16 protein-coding genes and 1 tRNA gene are annotated in these 14,875 nt (G+C 62.4%); 13 read left to right on the forward strand and 4 right to left on the reverse strand.

What is annotated here, in order from left to right:
• Positions 1-16 precede the first annotated feature (16 nt).
• From GMET_RS04340 to mtaB, 9 genes are all read left to right on the forward strand, one after another.
• Positions 17-1,777, forward strand: a complete 1,761-nt coding sequence (locus GMET_RS04340) for a 30S ribosomal protein S1 (protein WP_004513013.1) — start codon at positions 17-19, stop codon at positions 1,775-1,777.
• Positions 1,778-1,902: 125 nt separating this feature from the next.
• Complete coding sequence (locus GMET_RS04345; protein WP_004513014.1) at positions 1,903-2,190, forward strand: integration host factor subunit beta; 288 nt, start codon at positions 1,903-1,905, stop codon at positions 2,188-2,190.
• 9 nt (positions 2,191-2,199) lie between these two features.
• Positions 2,200-2,287, forward strand: a tRNA-Leu gene (locus GMET_RS04350).
• Positions 2,288-2,351: 64 nt separating this feature from the next.
• Positions 2,352-2,705, forward strand: coding sequence for a hypothetical protein (locus GMET_RS04355; RefSeq protein ID WP_004513015.1), 354 nt, complete (start codon positions 2,352-2,354; stop codon positions 2,703-2,705).
• 146 nt (positions 2,706-2,851) lie between these two features.
• A complete protein-coding gene (gene cysE, locus GMET_RS04360) occupies positions 2,852-3,529 on the forward strand; it encodes a serine O-acetyltransferase (RefSeq protein ID WP_004513016.1) in 678 nt (225 codons plus the stop codon).
• Positions 3,530-3,766: 237 nt separating this feature from the next.
• Positions 3,767-4,195, forward strand: coding sequence for an Rrf2 family transcriptional regulator (locus tag GMET_RS04365; protein ID WP_004513017.1), 429 nt, complete (start codon positions 3,767-3,769; stop codon positions 4,193-4,195).
• Positions 4,196-4,226: 31 nt separating this feature from the next.
• Positions 4,227-5,366 (forward strand): cysteine desulfurase family protein, encoded by a 1,140-nt coding sequence (locus tag GMET_RS04370; protein ID WP_004513018.1) that lies wholly within the window; start codon positions 4,227-4,229, stop codon positions 5,364-5,366.
• Positions 5,363-6,469 (forward strand): tRNA 2-thiouridine(34) synthase MnmA, encoded by a 1,107-nt coding sequence (mnmA, locus tag GMET_RS04375; protein ID WP_004513019.1) that lies wholly within the window; start codon positions 5,363-5,365, stop codon positions 6,467-6,469. Before GMET_RS04370 ends, mnmA begins: the two co-directional genes overlap by 4 nt.
• 14 nt (positions 6,470-6,483) lie before the next feature.
• The gene (gene mtaB / locus GMET_RS04380; RefSeq protein ID WP_004513020.1) at positions 6,484-7,779 is read left to right on the forward strand and encodes a tRNA (N(6)-L-threonylcarbamoyladenosine(37)-C(2))-methylthiotransferase MtaB; all 1,296 of its coding nucleotides are present in this window, start codon (positions 6,484-6,486) and stop codon (positions 7,777-7,779) included.
• Here the strand turns inward: mtaB and GMET_RS04385 are convergent.
• The 3 genes from GMET_RS04385 to GMET_RS04395 all read right to left on the reverse strand — a co-directional run bounded on the left by GMET_RS04385 (position 7,766) and on the right by GMET_RS04395 (position 10,531).
• Entirely contained in the window at positions 7,766-8,917 is a 1,152-nt protein-coding gene (locus tag GMET_RS04385) for a sensor histidine kinase (RefSeq protein WP_238378974.1), read from the reverse strand. The genes mtaB and GMET_RS04385 overlap by 14 nt on opposite strands.
• Before the next feature lie 91 nt (positions 8,918-9,008).
• A complete protein-coding gene (locus GMET_RS04390; RefSeq protein WP_004513022.1) occupies positions 9,009-10,199 on the reverse strand; it encodes a DUF6178 family protein in 1,191 nt (396 codons plus the stop codon).
• A gap of 8 nt (positions 10,200-10,207) precedes the next feature.
• Entirely contained in the window at positions 10,208-10,531 is a 324-nt protein-coding gene (locus GMET_RS04395; protein WP_004513023.1) for a YcgN family cysteine cluster protein, read from the reverse strand.
• 227 nt (positions 10,532-10,758) lie between these two features.
• Here GMET_RS04395 and sixA point away from each other — a divergent pair, with 227 nt between their 5' ends.
• The 4 genes from sixA (at position 10,759) to GMET_RS18735 (ending at position 13,980) form a co-directional block, all read left to right on the forward strand.
• Positions 10,759-11,259 (forward strand): phosphohistidine phosphatase SixA, encoded by a 501-nt coding sequence (gene sixA / locus GMET_RS04400; RefSeq protein ID WP_011365736.1) that lies wholly within the window; start codon positions 10,759-10,761, stop codon positions 11,257-11,259.
• 48 nt (positions 11,260-11,307) lie between these two features.
• Positions 11,308-12,198: a CHAD domain-containing protein gene (locus tag GMET_RS04405; protein WP_011365737.1), complete on the forward strand. Its 891-nt coding sequence runs from the start codon at positions 11,308-11,310 to the stop codon at positions 12,196-12,198.
• Positions 12,195-13,736 (forward strand): Ppx/GppA phosphatase family protein, encoded by a 1,542-nt coding sequence (locus GMET_RS04410; protein WP_004513026.1) that lies wholly within the window; start codon positions 12,195-12,197, stop codon positions 13,734-13,736. Before GMET_RS04405 ends, GMET_RS04410 begins: the two co-directional genes overlap by 4 nt.
• A 67-nt stretch (positions 13,737-13,803) precedes the next feature.
• Positions 13,804-13,980 (forward strand): hypothetical protein, encoded by a 177-nt coding sequence (locus GMET_RS18735; RefSeq protein ID WP_004513027.1) that lies wholly within the window; start codon positions 13,804-13,806, stop codon positions 13,978-13,980.
• Here GMET_RS18735 and GMET_RS04415 read toward each other — a convergent pair.
• The gene (locus GMET_RS04415; RefSeq protein WP_004513028.1) at positions 13,977-14,801 is read right to left on the reverse strand and encodes an RMD1 family protein; all 825 of its coding nucleotides are present in this window, start codon (positions 14,799-14,801) and stop codon (positions 13,977-13,979) included. The genes GMET_RS18735 and GMET_RS04415 overlap by 4 nt on opposite strands.
• Positions 14,802-14,875: the final 74 nt, after the last annotated feature.

Genomic DNA, 14,875 nt, shown 5'->3' on the forward strand with positions numbered 1-14,875 from the left:
AGGGAGGCCAGCTTTAATGAGTGAAGACAAGGACATGAAGAACCGCAACGCCATGACGATCAAGCGATTCGTCGATGTGGAGGAGGATGGGGAGCACGGGGGGTCGGGGGAGTTCGCCGAGCTTTTCCAGGAGAGCATCAAGCAGCACCGCGTGGGAGAGGTCGTCACCGGCAAGGTTGTTCACATCAGCAATGAATTTGTGCTTGTCGACATCGGCTACAAGTCCGAGGGGTGCATTGCCATAGACGAATTCCTTGACGAAGACGGCAATCTGACCGTCAAGGTCGGCGACGAAGTGAAGGCGCTCTTCGAGCGGAAGGAGAACCAAAAGGGGTATGCGGTTCTCTCGCGGCGCAAGGCCGAGCGTCTGGCCGTCTGGGATGTTATCGATGAAGCCGGCGGCGAAGGTGGCATCATCGAAGGCAAGATTACCGGTAAGGTAAAGGGTGGGCTTACCGTCGATATCGGCGTTCAGGCTTTCCTTCCCGCCTCCCAGGTCGATCTCCGGCCCGGGGGCAACCTCGACAAATACATCGGCACCACCGACCGGTTCAAGGTCCTCAAGCTCAACAAAAAGCGGGGCAATATCGTTCTCTCCCGCAGGGTACTCATGGAGGAGGAACGGGAGTCTTCGCGCAAAGAGACCCTCGCCACCCTTGCCGAAGGGCAGGTCCGTGAAGGGGTGGTCAAAAATATTACCGATTATGGCGCCTTTGTGGACATCGGCGGTGTTGACGGCCTCCTCCACGTGACCGATATGTCGTGGGGCCGCCTCGGGCATCCTTCCGAGATTCTCAAGCCGGGCGACAAGCTGAATGTCAAGGTGCTCAAGTACGACCAGGAAAAAGGGAAAATCTCCCTTGGCCTCAAGCAGGTTACCCCTGACCCCTGGGTCTCCGTAGAGCAGAAGTACAACCAGGGCGACCGGGTAAAGGGGAAGGTTGTGAGCCTGACCGATTACGGGGCATTTATCGCCCTGGAGGACGGGGTAGAGGGGCTTGTCCATGTCTCTGAAATGTCCTGGACCCGCAGGCTGCGTCATCCCTCGGAAATCCTTACCGTGGGCGACGAGGTGGAAACGGTGGTCCTCGGTGTCGATATGGGCAATCGCCGTATCTCCCTCGGCCTTAAGCAGGTGCAGGTGAACCCCTGGACGCAGCTTGAGGAGAAGTACCCCGTGGGCACCAAGCTTGAGGGGCAGATCAAGAGCATCACCGACTTCGGTGTTTTCATCGGCATCGAAGAGGGGATCGACGGTCTTGTCCATGTCTCCGACATCTCGTGGACAAAACGGATCAAGCACCCGGGTGAAGTGTTCACCAAGGGGCAGACGGTCCAGGCTGTCGTGCTGAACATCGACCCCGAGAACGAGCGCCTCTCCCTCGGCATCAAGCAGCTTCTGCTCGATCCCTGGAGCGAGATTCCGGTCAAGTATCGTCCCGGTACCCGCGTTCACGGCAAGGTCACGTCGGTCACCGACTTCGGTGTCTTCCTGGAGATCGAGGAAGGGATCGAAGGGCTCATTCACGTGTCTGAACTTTCACGGGAAAAGGTGGCATCTCCCAAGGAGTTCACCAATGTCGGCGACGAACTTGACGCGGTGGTGCTCAGCGTCGACGAGTCGGAAAAGAAAATTGCCCTTTCCATCAAATCTCTCCAGATGGCGGCTGAAAAAGCAGAGATCGAGTCGTACATGCAGGCCCAGGGTGAGGCCACGTCCAACCTCGGCGAGCTTCTCAAGGTGGGGTTCCGGAAAAACGGTGACGGAAACGACTAACCGCGCTGGTGCTGTTAACGTGAATGAGCATGAGCCGACCGGGTAGGCAATCCCGGCGGAACTTCCGCAGGAGGGGGGCGGGCCGCTGGCCCGGCTCACGGAACCTTGCAGCAAGGAGTGCATGAATGACGAAAAGTGAACTGGTAGAACAGTTGGCAGAGAAGAATACGTGGCTTACCCGCAAGGATTCGGAGATGATAGTGAACCTTGTCTTCGACAGCATCAGCGATGCGCTCAAGAGGGGCGAAAAGGTGGAGATTCGCGGCTTCGGCAGTTTTACCGTCCGCGAGCGCGGCGCCCGCGAAGCGAGAAATCCCAAGAGTGGTGATGTTGTGAAGATCCCCGCCAAGAAAACGCCGTTCTTCAAGACCGGCAAGGAACTTCGCGAGCGGGTCAACACCAAGGAAGAGTAGATTTTCTTAGCCCGAATGGTGGAATTGGTAGACACAAGGGACTTAAAATCCCTCGACACTTAGTGTTGTGCCGGTTCGACCCCGGCTTCGGGCACCAATGGATGGGCGTGAAGGGGCTTTGCTTTCAGTGGCTGAGCCCCTTCTCTTTTTGGATGGGATAAATGACCGATGAACGAATGACCAGGTTCCTGCACCGTTTCGCTGCTGCTGCCGAGGCCCATGCCGCTGCCATGGAAGCCATGGACGAGAATAAGGTCAACCGGCACGCGTTTGTGCTCCAGGGGCTTTATCGCGAAATAGTGCTGACAGGGGAAGCGGGGAGAGAGGGTCTCCTTGCCCTTGTGGACAGCGACCGAAAGGCTGTGGCGGGGATGGCGGCAGTCTACTCGCTCCGCTACTGCCCCGAGCGTGCCATTACCGTGCTTCGCAGGCTTTCCGCTGAAGAGGGGCTCTTGGGTTTTCGGGCAGGCATGGCCCTTGAGCGCTGGGAGCGGGGAGAGTGGAATCTTGAGTGAGGGAAACTATAGTTGACAGATTTTGTAAGGTATGATACCTGACATATGTACAGCTATTCAGTGAGACGAGTGTCTGCCAGAGAAGGTCGGCACTCGTTCTGTTTCCACTCCCGTTGAGGGGACGCTGTCCCCGGGAAGGATCGCCAATGTTCGCACGCCTGCATGAGGATATCCAATCGGTCAAAGAACGGGACCCCGCCGCCCGCAGCAGCGTTGAGGTCTTTTTCTGCTACCCCGGCCTTCACGCCATCTGGTTCCATCGGTTTGCCCACTGGTTCTGGATGCGTGAGTTCTTTTTTCTCGGCCGATTTCTCTCGCACATTGGTCGCTTCTTTACCGGCATCGAGATCCATCCCGGCGCCACCATCGGGCGGCGGCTCTTCATCGACCACGGCATGGGGGTGGTGATCGGCGAGACGGCCGAGATCGGCGACGATGTCACCATCTACCACGGGGTCACCCTTGGTGGCGTGAGCCTGGAGAAGAAGAAGCGCCATCCCACGGTGGATAACAATGCAGTCATCGGCTCCGGCGCCAAGGTGCTCGGCCCCTTTACGGTTGGGGTGGGGGCGAAGATCGGCTCCAACTCGGTGGTGGTGAAGGAGGTGCCGGCGAACGCAACGGTAGTCGGCATTCCGGGACGGGTGGTCATGGCTGCCGATGAGCCGGCCAAGAAAGCAGACTTCGAGCACGGGAAGCTTCCCGACCCGGAAGCGAAAGCCATTTCGTGCCTCTTCGATCAACTGCGGGAACTGGAGCGCAAGTATGCCGATCTTGCGGACGAACATGCCGCGCTCAGGCGTCGGGTGGAGTCAGGGAAGTAGTTCTACTGTGTCACCTTGTGTCGGCGGATGGCGTCGGAAAGGAGCGGAGCTCTCGCTCCGAACCGATCCAGCGTCACTAGCCGGTCTTCGTGGCATGTGAACAGCTATTCCCGAGGCTTTCCCTCCGCTGATACCGGAGGTGGTTTCTTGCGGGGATCGGTTCTCCGCGAGAGCTCCGCCCCTTCCGGGAACCAGTGGTGGGAAAGGTGACAACGTAGAAGGAGAAGAGGCTGATTTATGCGGCTTTCGACACGGGCACAGTATGCGGTTCGGGCCATGGTGGATCTTTCCCTCCACTCGGAGGGGAGACCGGTCTCGCTCAAGGATATTGCCCTGCGGGAGGATATTCCCCTCAACTATCTGGAGCAGCTCTTCAACCGGCTGCGCCGCGGTGCCATCGTGGAGAGTGTGCGGGGACCCGGGGGAGGATACCTCCTGGCCCGGGAGAGTTCGGCAATCCGGGTGGGGGAGATCGTGGCCACGGTTGAGGAACCCCTGACGCCGGTTTCGTGCATGGACAAGGGGAAGGGGCGTTGCACCCGGACGGCCGCCTGCACCACCCACAATGTCTGGGAGATGCTCGGCGAGCGGATCAGAACCTTTCTCGATTCCATTACCCTGGAGGACCTGGTAATCGAGGCACGGGGGCGCGGAGGCGAGGAGTGAGGGCGGTATTGCCCGCATTTGAGACTGCATGATGATCTATCTGGACCACAATGCGACAACGCCGGTCCACCCTGATGTGGTGGAGGCGTTGTTGCCGTTTCTGCAGGGGAAGTTCGGCAACCCGTCCAGCATCCACTGGGCCGGTCGGGCCGTGAAGGGGGCGGTGGAGGAGGCCCGGGAACAGGTGTCGGCGCTCGTGGGATGCGAGCCGGGTGAGGTGGTGTTCACCTCGTCGGGAACCGAGGCCGACAACATGGCCATCAAGGGGGTCGCTGCGGCCCTTGGGGGGCGCGGCAACCACATCGTCACCACCCAGGTGGAGCACCCAGGAGTGGCAAACCCCTGCCTCTACCTGGAGAGTCTCGGTTTCGAGGTGACCCGCGTGACCGTGGACCGGGACGGCCTTCTGGACCTGGAGCGGCTGGAGGCGGCCATCACCGACCGGACCATTCTCATCTCGGCCATGGCCGCCAACAACGAGACCGGCGTCCTCTTCCCGGTACGCGAGATCGGTGAGATTGCAGCGTGCCGCCGTGTCTATTTCCACTGCGACGGGGTCCAGGCGGCCGGCAGGATTCCACTCTCGGTCCGGGATGACAGCATCTCGTTTCTGGCCCTCTCGGGGCACAAGCTCTATGCCCCGAAGGGGATAGGAGCCTTGGTGGTGCGGCGCGGGGTGAAGTGCCACCCGCTGATCCATGGTGGCTCCCAGGAGCGCAACCGCCGCGGAGGGACCGAGAACGTGGCCGGCATCGTGGCCTTTGGCAGGGCGTGCGCCATTGCCCGCGAAACCATGAATGGCGAAATGGGGCGGATTAAAGGATTGCGCGACCGGTTGGAAGAGGGGATACTGTCACGGGTTTCCGGCGCCTGCGTGAACGGCCACCGGGAGCAGCGGCTCCCCACCACTACCAATATCACGATTCCCGGTGTGGAGGCCGATTCGCTCCTCATGGCACTGGACCTGGAGGGGATAGCTGCGTCATCGGGCTCCGCGTGCAGTTCCGGCACCCTCAAGCTCTCGCCGGTCCTGGCCGCCATGGGACGCACTCCCGAGGAGGCCAAGGGTTCGGTGCGGTTCTCGCTGGGGAAGGGGAATACCGTCGAGGAGATAGACCGGGTGCTGGCGGTTCTGCCGGCCATCGTTGCCCGGTTGCGGGGAGAATCATGACGGAAAAAGCGAGAAAACGGATTGTCGTCGCCATGAGCGGCGGGGTCGATTCGTCGGTGACGGCGGCGCTCCTGAAGGAGGAGGGGCACGAGGTCATCGGCATCTCCATGCAGGTCTGGGATTACTCCAAATTCAGCGCCCCGGAGGGAGAGAAGTTCGACACCTGCTGCTCCCTGGATGACATCCACGACGCCCGCCGGGTGGCGGAGCAGATCGGGATCCCCTTCTACGTGGTGAATTTCGAGGAGGAGTTCCAGCGGCTGGTCATTGACGACTTTGTGGACGAGTATTTTCGGGGGCGAACCCCCAACCCCTGCGTGCGGTGCAACCAGCGGGTGAAGTTTGAGCTCTTGCTCCGGAAGGCCCGGGAGCTGGGAGCCGACCTCCTGGCCACTGGCCACTACGCCCGGATCGAGCGTGGTGGTGACGGTCTGTTCCATCTCCTGCGGGGGGATGATCCCGGCAAGGACCAGAGCTACTTCCTCTTCACCCTCACCCAGGAGCAGCTTGCCCGGGTCACCTTCCCCTTGGGGGGGATGACTAAGCCGGAAGTGAGGCAGCTGGCGACCCGGTTCGGCCTGCGGGTGGCAGAGAAGGGGGAGAGCCAGGAGATCTGCTTTGTCCCGGACAACGATTACGTCCGGTTTCTGGAGGATGAGCGGGGCGCAGGTCAACTGGTCGGGGAGATTGTCGACCGGGCTGGCACCGTACTGGGACACCACGAAGGGACCTACCGCTACACCGTGGGGCAGCGCCGGGGGCTCGGCATTGCCCATCCCCATCCCCTCTACGTGGTGGGGGTCGATGCGGAGCGGCGGCAGGTGATTGTCGGGCCCAAGGAGGAACTCCTGGCCCCGGGGCTCGTGGCCACGGATGTGACGTGGGTCATTGCCCTGGCAACGGAGACCCTGGAGGCAGCGTGCAAGATCCGCTACCGGCACCATCCCGTGCCCTGCACGGTGACGGTTCTTGCCGGCAACCGGGCACAGGTCCGGTTCCGGGAGCCGGAGAAGTCGGTCACGCCGGGGCAGGCGGTGGTCTTCTACCACGGTGACGAGGTGCTCGGTGGCGGTTGGATCGATGCGGCGATGACCGAGGGGTAGCGGAAGAGGGATTCATGCAGAGAGTGGCGATTTCAACCCTGGGTTGCAAGATCAACCAGTTCGAGTCGGCGGCCATGACCGAGAGCCTCGGTAGGGAAGGGTTCCGGGTGGTCCCCTTTGACGAGGATGCCGACATTTACGTGATCAACACCTGCACGGTGACCGCGAAAACCGATGCCGAGTCGCGGCGCCTGATTCGTCGCGCCCTGCGCCGCAATCCCGCGGCCCGGGTGGTGGTGACCGGCTGCTACGCCCAGGTGGCCCCCGATGCGGTGAAAGATCTTCCTGGCGTGGCTCTGGTGGTGGGGAATAGCGAGAAGCGGAGCATCGGCGAGCTTTTGCGGGACGCTGCCCCGGCGGAAAAGGTCATGGTGTCGGACATTTCCCGGGAGCGGACCGCGGAGGGGCTCCGTCTCGAAAGCTTTGCCGAGCATACCCGGGCCTTCCTCCAGGTCCAGAACGGGTGCGATGCCTTCTGCTCCTACTGCATCGTCCCCTATGCCCGGGGGCGGAGCCGGAGCGTCTCCTTCAGCGAAGCCCTCGCAGGGATCAGGAACTTCGCCGCCCAGGGGTTCCGGGAGGTGGTGCTGACCGGCATCCACCTGGGGGCCTACGGCCTTGACCTTGCCCCGCCGACGAACCTCCTGGCGCTTCTGGAGGCCTCCGAGGCGGAAAAGGCGGTGCCGCGGCTCCGGGTCGGGTCGGTGGAGCCCAATGAACTGACCGACGCTCTCGTTGATTTCCTGGCCCGGTCGGAGACGGTCTGCCCCCACCTCCACATCCCGCTCCAGAGCGGCGATGACCGGGTGCTCGAACGGATGGGGCGGCGCTACACGGCGGCGTTCTTCCGGGAACGGGTGGAACGGCTCGTGGCGGTGGTCCCCGACATCTTCATCGGCTGCGACGTCATTGCCGGTTTTCCGGGAGAGACTGACGAGGAGTTCCAGAACACCGTACGTCTCATCGAGGAACTGCCGGTGGCCTCCCTCCACGTCTTCCCCTATTCCCGGCGGGAGGGGACGGCGGCTGCCCGGATGGAGGGACAGGTGGATGGGAAGGTGATTCGCGGCCGGGCTGAGATCCTGAGGGAGGTTGGCGAGCGTAAGCGGCGCTCTTTCTGCGAGCGGTTCGTGGGGCGTGAGCTGGCGGTCCTGATGCAGAACCGGGGCCGTGACGGCGAAGCTGTGGGGCTGTCGCGCAACTACCTGCCGGTCCGGGTGCCCGGCTACGCAGGGGAGATGAACGCCGAGGCGACGGTCATGGTCACGGAGGTGACGCCGGACGGAGTGGGGGGAATCATCCGAGGGTAAAGAAGAAGGTTGCACCCTTGCCCTCTTCTGCTTCGGCCCAGATTCTTCCCCCGTGGCGGTGAACGATCCGCTGGACCGTGGCGAGCCCGATGCCGTTCCCTTCGAATTCCTCAGACCGGTGCATACGCTGGAAAGGGGTGAAAAGCTGCCCGGCGTAGCGCATATCGAAGCCGGCGCCGTTGTCCCGGACAAAGTAAACCGGTTTCTCCCCCTGTTTCATGACGCCGAATTCGATCTCGGCCTGTTCCCGCCTTGCCGTATATTTCCAGGCATTGCTCAAAAGATTTTCCACGACCGACCGCAGGAGCCGCCGGTCGCCGCGGACGGTGATGCCGTCGGTGATCCGGATGGTGACCCCGGTGCGGTCCGGGTGGATGTAGCGGAGTTCCTGCTCGATGGTGCCGGCGATGGCGGAGAGGTCGGTCTGTTCCGGGGTAATGGGCTCTCGGCCAAGTCTCGACAGGTTCAGGAGCGCATCGATGAGCCTGGTCATCCGCTGGCCCGCTTTCTGGATCCGCTGGAGATAGTCCAGCGCCTCGGAGGGAAGATCGGTGCCGAAATCCTCCAGGATCGCCTTGCTGAAACCGTCGATGATGGTAAGGGGTGCCCGGAGGTCGTGGGAGACTGAGAAGTTGAAGGCCTGTAGTTCCTGATTGGTCGCTTCCAACTGGGCGGTTCGCTCCTGGACCCGCTGCTCCAGTTCCGCGTTAAGGCGGCGCAGGGACTCCTCGGCCCGCTGGCGATTGCAATGTTCCTCCGCTTCCTTGAGGGCGCGTCGTATCGCCGACCCAAGGCGTCCCATGTTACCCTTCAGAATGAAGTCCGTCGCCCCCTTGCGGAGGGTCTCTACGGCCCGTTCCTCGCCCACTGTTCCGGAAATGACGATGAATGGGGTGTCCGGGCACTGTTCCAGAGCCAGTTTCAGGGCTGCGACCCCATCGTAGCCGGGGATGCTCATATCCGCCAGTATGAGGTCGAAGCAGTCTGCACTCTCCTCCAGGACGCGGGCGAACTGTTTCCCATCAGGTGCAACCGTTATGGTGCACGAAATTTCCTCTGAAGCAAGCTTCGCCCGCACCAGTTCCGCATCCATCGAATCGTCCTCCAGGTGGAGGATGCGAAGCGTCTCTCCCGTCAAACAGTGCCTCCCTATTCTCTGTTTACCAGTTTCTGCCCAGTGGCGGTTTGGTCATGGCAGACTGGAGAATTCCCGGTTAGCCAGCAGTGATTCAGACACGGACCAGGAACTCCCTGACCCGTTCCACGTCCGCCATCTCCCGGAATTCCCGGAATCCATCAACGCCATCGGGGTCGAAGGCCCGGTGGTAGCGGGGGGGCGTGGCAGTGAGGGCACGCAGTGCCTTGCCGGTGGCGTAATCGTCACTGGTGAGGCCGCGGGCCTGTTTCGCCAGGTCCATGACGATGCTGAAACCCAACCGGAAGAGGCGCTTGAGGCGTTCGCCGGCCAGGATGGCGGCGGCCTTTTCCTCGTCGTTGCGGGCCAGAAATTCCAGGGCTATGTTCAGGTAGCCGTGGACCCGCTCGAAAATCGCCAGCATCGCCTCCCGGTCGTGGAGGGCGGTGCCGTCGACCACCAGGGCGCTGTTCACCAGATACGTGAGCTCCTGGTTGATCTCCTCGGCGCCGGGCCGTGCCAGGAGCCGTCCGAGGAGCGATTCGGCGGCGCCGGGGCGGACGGGAAGGTGGCGGTGGACCGCCGCCGGGAAGAGTTCCTTTCCTCCCTCGAGGACGAAGGACGCCGGATCGATGCGGGCATAGAGGGACTGGGCCTCCTCCTGTTCGGGGAACCCCAGGTCGGCGAGCCGCCCCGAGCGGAAGCGGAAAGCGAGTTCTTCCAGCTCATCCTCGACTTCACTCTTCACCCCTTCCATAATTCCCAGGTAGAACTCGTGATTGGTGCGATAGACGATGTCGAGGAAACTGCCGACGGTCCGGGCGTGCTTGTCATTTTTGAACGTGATGAAATAGAGGTTGTCGAAGGTATGGTCCCAGTCGGCGGTCCGTTCCTCGTCCGGCAGGAGCTCGCCGATTCCGCCCCCCACGCTGATCTCCTTTTCGAGCATGAGGAGGAGAAGCTCCAGGTCCAGGTGAGGAAGCTGCTCCGCAACCACCTCCTCCCCCGCCTCAAGAAGATGGCCGAGCCATTCGTAGGACTTGTCGGCGGTGAAGTTCCATTTGTCCCAGAGCTCCATGTCGAGGATGAAGGTTCGCTGTTCGGGTGACGCCAGTTCCCAGAGCCCCATGGCGTCCGTCTCGCCGATCTCCTTGATGAGCCAATAGAGTTCCTGTTCGGGGAGCGACCGGGCAAGGGACTTCGCCTCCGGATCGGCAAGGATGAGGTCCATCCGCTGCTTCGCCGGCAGTTCCCGCAGGGCGGCTATCGTGTCATTATTTCCCATGTATCGGATCACTCCTTTGTCTTGGACCGTTTCGGCCGCCCATTCATCGTTGTCCGCGTACGCTTTATCCCCAGCGCCCGGCGATAGGCGCAGTCGTCATGGAGCCAGGGGAGCTCTCGGACCAGTTCTTCGGTCAGCTTGACGCATTCGGGATTTATCTCGAAGCGGCGTTCGTAGATGACGCACTGGCGGGTGGCCACATCTAGGTAGCGGCACGGGGTCTGGGTGAAAAAGATGGTGCCGGAGTCGTCCTCGATCTTCTCGAAGCAGCAGAGGCCGCATTGTCGGCAGAGGGACTCCCAGGCGGCGTCGTGGTTGTCGGGCTGTTTCATGGGGTGAGGATACCGGAAGGGTCGTCAACCTGTCAACGGATGATGCCGGCTGACGGCACCGGCAGGGACTGTGTTACAACGGTGAAAATACCCTCGGACCCGCAACAGGGGGGCAAGCGGCCATTGAAAACTCCCCGGGCTCTGTTTTACTTAACCAGCGAAGGGAGCAGGTCGGCTGGATGCCGGAGGAGTCCCCGCGGGGCCTTCTCCGGGAAAGGAGAGGAAACGTGAAACTCTATCTGATCCGCCATGGGGAGGCCGTCGAGCGGGGCGAGACGGTCCGGGAGGAGGACCGCTGGCTTACCGCCGTCGGGCGTGACGGGTTCCGGGCAAACGCCCGACGTCTGGCAAAGAAGGTGGTCGCTCCCGAAGTAATCGTTACGAGTCCCCTGGTGCGGGCCGTGCAGACGGCCGATATCCTCGCCGAGGTTCTCGGTTTTTCCGGCGAAGTCACCGTATCGCAGGAGCTGGCGCCGGGGTTCAGTTCAGAGGGGCTCTTCCGCCTGGCAGGTGTCCGCGGATCGCCCCGGAGCCTGGCTGTGGTAGGGCACGAGCCCGACCTGGGTGAGGTTTTCGGTCGGTTGTTGGGGCGCGACGGCGCGCTTCCCCTCAAAAAAGGGGCGATTGTGGCACTGAGGCTGGATTCGGCGGAGAGCGGAACGCCTGCCCGGTTCCTGTGGATGATTCAGCGGGGCAAGAAGTTTCGTGAACTTCCCGAACCCGGTTAAGGTTCGGTGAAATTCGAAAATTTGACCGGCGCAGGGAAGGGGAAGCCCTTGACGATCACGGACGAAACGCCTCTCTGGGTCGCAGCACCGGCGCTTCTGGCGGCCCGGACCGATGATTTCTTCGGCCGGTGGCGCAGGGCACTGAAGACCCTGGATTCTGAGGATATTCACGATCTGCGGGTCTCCTCCCGTCGGCTCCGGGAGGGATGTGTCCTTTTCTCTCCCCTCTACCCGGACGGACTCGCCCGGGTCATCCGGCGGGTGCGGAAGGTGACGAGGCTCCTGGGCCCCCTCCGCAATGCCGACGAGGCTGTTTTCTTTTTCCGGGAGCTGTCCGTGGCGCTTCCGGAGCCGTGCAGGGAAAGTCTCGGCGTCCTCATGGGCCGTCAGGAGGCCCTGAGGAACGTAGAACATCGGCGGCTCGCGAAGGGGCTTGAGAGTCTCGGCGCGGGGAAGACCAACTCCGCCTTTGTCCGGGCCATGGCACGGCCGGCCGTTTTTCCGCAACCCCCTGTCGCCGTCGATCCCTTCACCCCCATCGGCTCTTTTGCCGCCGCGGCCCTAGATGGAAGCCTCGCCGATCTTCTCCCCCTGGTGCCTTCAGCGCGTGACGAAGAAGCAGCGGCGGCCCAGCACGCGCTACGGATCGCCGTCAAGCACTACCGCTACCGCGTCGAGATTCTCTCGTTCCTCATGGCCGCGGAGGGGTACGGGGATATCCACGCCACGATCAAGGCCTACCAGGACTGCCTGGGAACCATGCACGACCTGGATGTCTTCGTCGACATGGTGCGGCACGGGGGGTTGCCTCCGGAAGTTGAATGTGTCATCCTGAATGCCATTGCCGAGCGGCGCGGGAAGTCTTTTGCCCGCTTCGGGGAACTGCTCGGAGGGCATCCCTTCGAACTGATCGGAGAAGAGGTGAGGAGAGCGCTGTGAAGAAGAACCGGCTTGCAGCCATCGATATCGGGACCAACTCCATCCGCTGCATCGTGGTGGAGGTGACGAAGACCGGCTCCTTCCGCGTCCTGGACGACGAGAAGGCCACGGTGCGCCTGGGGGAGGGGCTGGCCGCCAGCGGTTCCCTCTCGCAGGCCGCCTGGGAGCGAGCCGTGACGGCTCTCACGCGGATGAAGAAGATCGTGGACGGCTACGGCGTGAAGGCCATCGAGGCGGTGGCCACGAGCGCGGTTCGGAAGGCCGCCAACGGCGCGGCGTTCATCGCTGCCATCGCCGAGCAGGTGGGGGTTGCGGTGGTAGTCATCAGCGGCGAGGAGGAGGCGGAGCTGGCGGCCCTCTCGGTGCGGAACCACTTCGACATGGAAGGCGCCCGTTACGCCATGGTCGACATCGGCGGCGGGAGCCTGGAGGTGGTGTCGGCCCTTGGCACCCACATCGAGGAGATCTATTCCCTGGAGCTGGGGGCGGTCTTTCTCACCGAGAAGTTCATGGCGGGGGATTCCGCGCGGCAGCCCGGTCAGGATAAGCTCCGCAAATACGTCCGCTCAAGCCTCAAGGAGGTCTTTGCCGGGGAGCGGTCCCAGTTCCAGTGCCTCGTGGGCTCCGGCGGCACCATCACCGCGATCGCAGCCATGGTCATGGCCATGCGGGGGGAGGGGTACGGCTCGGTCCACCGCTACGAGGTGCTCCGTTCCGAGGTGGTGCACCTCCTCGCCATGCTGGCGCGCAAAACGGTAAAGGAGCGGCGGGAGGTGCCGGGGCTCAACCCGGACCGGGCCGACATCATCGTGGCCGGGGTCACGGTGGTGGACGAGCTCATGCGCTTTTTCGACGCCAACGTTCTGCGGGTCAACGAGCGGGGAATACGGGAAGGGCTCATCGTCAAGGCGCTTCGCACCCACGGCCTCATCCCCGGCGCGGCGGAGCCCCGGACCTGGCGCGACGCGGTGCTGGAGTTCGGCCGCTCCTGTCACATGGACGAGGATCATGCCCTCCACGTGACCAAGCTGGCGCTCAAACTCTTCGACGCGCTGGAGCCGGCCTACGGGCTGGGGGCCGGGGCGCGTCGGATGCTGGAGGCGGCCGCCATCCTCCACGACGTGGGGTACTTCATCAACTATTCCAGCCACCACAAGCATTCCTACCATCTCATCCGTCACGCCGACCTCTTCGGCTTCACCCCTCGGGAGCGGGAGATCATTGCCAACGCGGCCCGCTATCACCGCAAGGCTCTCCCCAAGAAGAAGCACGACGCCTACGTGCGCCTCGCCGAGCCCGACCGGCAGCTGGTGAGCCGCCTGGGGGGGGTTCTTCGGCTGGCCGACGGCCTCGACCGGCGCCGCAGCGGTGTCGTCTCCGGCGTCACCTGCTCCGTTTCCAACGGCACGGTCATCGTCACCATCGCCAGCAGCGAGGATATCTCGGTGGAGCTCTTCGGCGGGAAGATTAAGGGTGATCTCTTCGAGGAGGCGTTCAGGAAGCGGCTTCTCCTCGTGGCAGAGCACACCCAGAGTTAAGGCGATCGTAACGGCGCCGCAACATGGACCGGCTATGATGGGTAAAACCCTTGATAGGAGGTCCAACATGAACATCAAGCTCCTCGGTGACTACTACGTCTGGTACTGCGACTGGTGCGACACGCGCAATCTTACCCTTCAGCAGAAATTCGCTGTCGGTGTTGTGAGCTGCGGAGCCTGCCACAAGCACTTCGACACAACTGCCCGGGAGGGTGAGCATTTCGCCCTGTGCGGCGGATTTTAGCCTGTCTTGCGCATCAGCTCGAAGATGTAGATCACGATCTCGATGAAGATGAGGATGATGATGATCCATTCCAGCCGTGAGGCGCGGCGGGCGTGGGCGAGGCTCGTGAAGACGCCGGTGATGTCCAGGAGCGTCTCCCCCTTGTGCTTGATCTCGTTGTAGCGCTGGTTCAGCTCAAAGATGTTGGCCATGGTCAGGTAGAGCCGGTCTGCCACGGGGTTCTCCCAGGTGAATTCCGGCTTCTCCAGGACCATGATGTGGGAGATGGACTGGTATTTGTAGGTGAGGACGTTGGCCGCCAGCTTTGCCAGGCGCCGGTCCGAGATTCCCAACTTCCCCCGGTCGAGAAGGGCGATGATGGTTTCCATCTCGTCGAGAACCTGGTCAACCCGCTCCTCGATCCGCTCCAGGGCCACCGACTTGGCGATGACGAAACAGATGGTGTCCACGTAGGCCGGATCGTACCCCGGCATGGTCGCCACGTCGTTGGTGACCTCAACCCGTTCCCCCTCCCCCCGCTTCAGGGAATACTCGTCCCGGTACCGGACGGCAGGGTACTCCTTAAATGCCTCCCCATGGTGCCCCATGCTCCAGAAGAAAGAGCCGATCTCCTCCTCCGTGCAGTTCACGAAGACCACCCCGCCGAAGTAGTAGAGATAGACCCTCTTGGTTTCTCCCATATCCCCCGGAAGAGGTCTGAGGCTTGTCAGGTCGAGCACCATGGGCTCTTCCCAGCGATAGCGCCGGGGAAATCCGAGGGACCCCGCCAAGCGGTTCAGGTCCAGTTCCCCCGAAAGGGCATAGGCGGCGAAATCGATCATCGCATCCTCCTGAAAAAAGCTTACCCGACGGGATACGTGGACGCAAATCCTGACCTCCCCTGGAGAAATGAAAA

The organism is Geobacter metallireducens GS-15, from assembly GCF_000012925.1.
Classification (GTDB): Bacteria; Desulfobacterota; Desulfuromonadia; order Geobacterales; family Geobacteraceae; genus Geobacter; species Geobacter metallireducens.

What these genes read in the sequence shown, in the direction of transcription:
- GMET_RS04395 (WP_004513023.1), bottom strand. Translation starts at nt 10,531, where the DNA reads ATGAAACAGCCCGACAACCACGACGCCGCCTGGGAGTCCCTCTGCCGA.
- GMET_RS04355 (WP_004513015.1), top strand. Translation starts at nt 2,352, where the DNA reads ATGACCGATGAACGAATGACCAGGTTCCTGCACCGTTTCGCTGCTGCT.
- GMET_RS04340 (WP_004513013.1), top strand. Translation starts at nt 17, where the DNA reads ATGAGTGAAGACAAGGACATGAAGAACCGCAACGCCATGACGATCAAG.
- GMET_RS04345 (WP_004513014.1), top strand. Translation starts at nt 1,903, where the DNA reads ATGACGAAAAGTGAACTGGTAGAACAGTTGGCAGAGAAGAATACGTGG.
- GMET_RS04365 (WP_004513017.1), top strand. Translation starts at nt 3,767, where the DNA reads ATGCGGCTTTCGACACGGGCACAGTATGCGGTTCGGGCCATGGTGGAT.
- mtaB (WP_004513020.1), top strand. Translation starts at nt 6,484, where the DNA reads ATGCAGAGAGTGGCGATTTCAACCCTGGGTTGCAAGATCAACCAGTTC.
- GMET_RS04390 (WP_004513022.1), bottom strand. Translation starts at nt 10,199, where the DNA reads ATGGGAAATAATGACACGATAGCCGCCCTGCGGGAACTGCCGGCGAAG.
- cysE (WP_004513016.1), top strand. Translation starts at nt 2,852, where the DNA reads ATGTTCGCACGCCTGCATGAGGATATCCAATCGGTCAAAGAACGGGAC.
- GMET_RS18735 (WP_004513027.1), top strand. Translation starts at nt 13,804, where the DNA reads ATGAACATCAAGCTCCTCGGTGACTACTACGTCTGGTACTGCGACTGG.
- mnmA (WP_004513019.1), top strand. Translation starts at nt 5,363, where the DNA reads ATGACGGAAAAAGCGAGAAAACGGATTGTCGTCGCCATGAGCGGCGGG.
- GMET_RS04370 (WP_004513018.1), top strand. Translation starts at nt 4,227, where the DNA reads ATGATCTATCTGGACCACAATGCGACAACGCCGGTCCACCCTGATGTG.
- GMET_RS04415 (WP_004513028.1), bottom strand. Translation starts at nt 14,801, where the DNA reads ATGATCGATTTCGCCGCCTATGCCCTTTCGGGGGAACTGGACCTGAAC.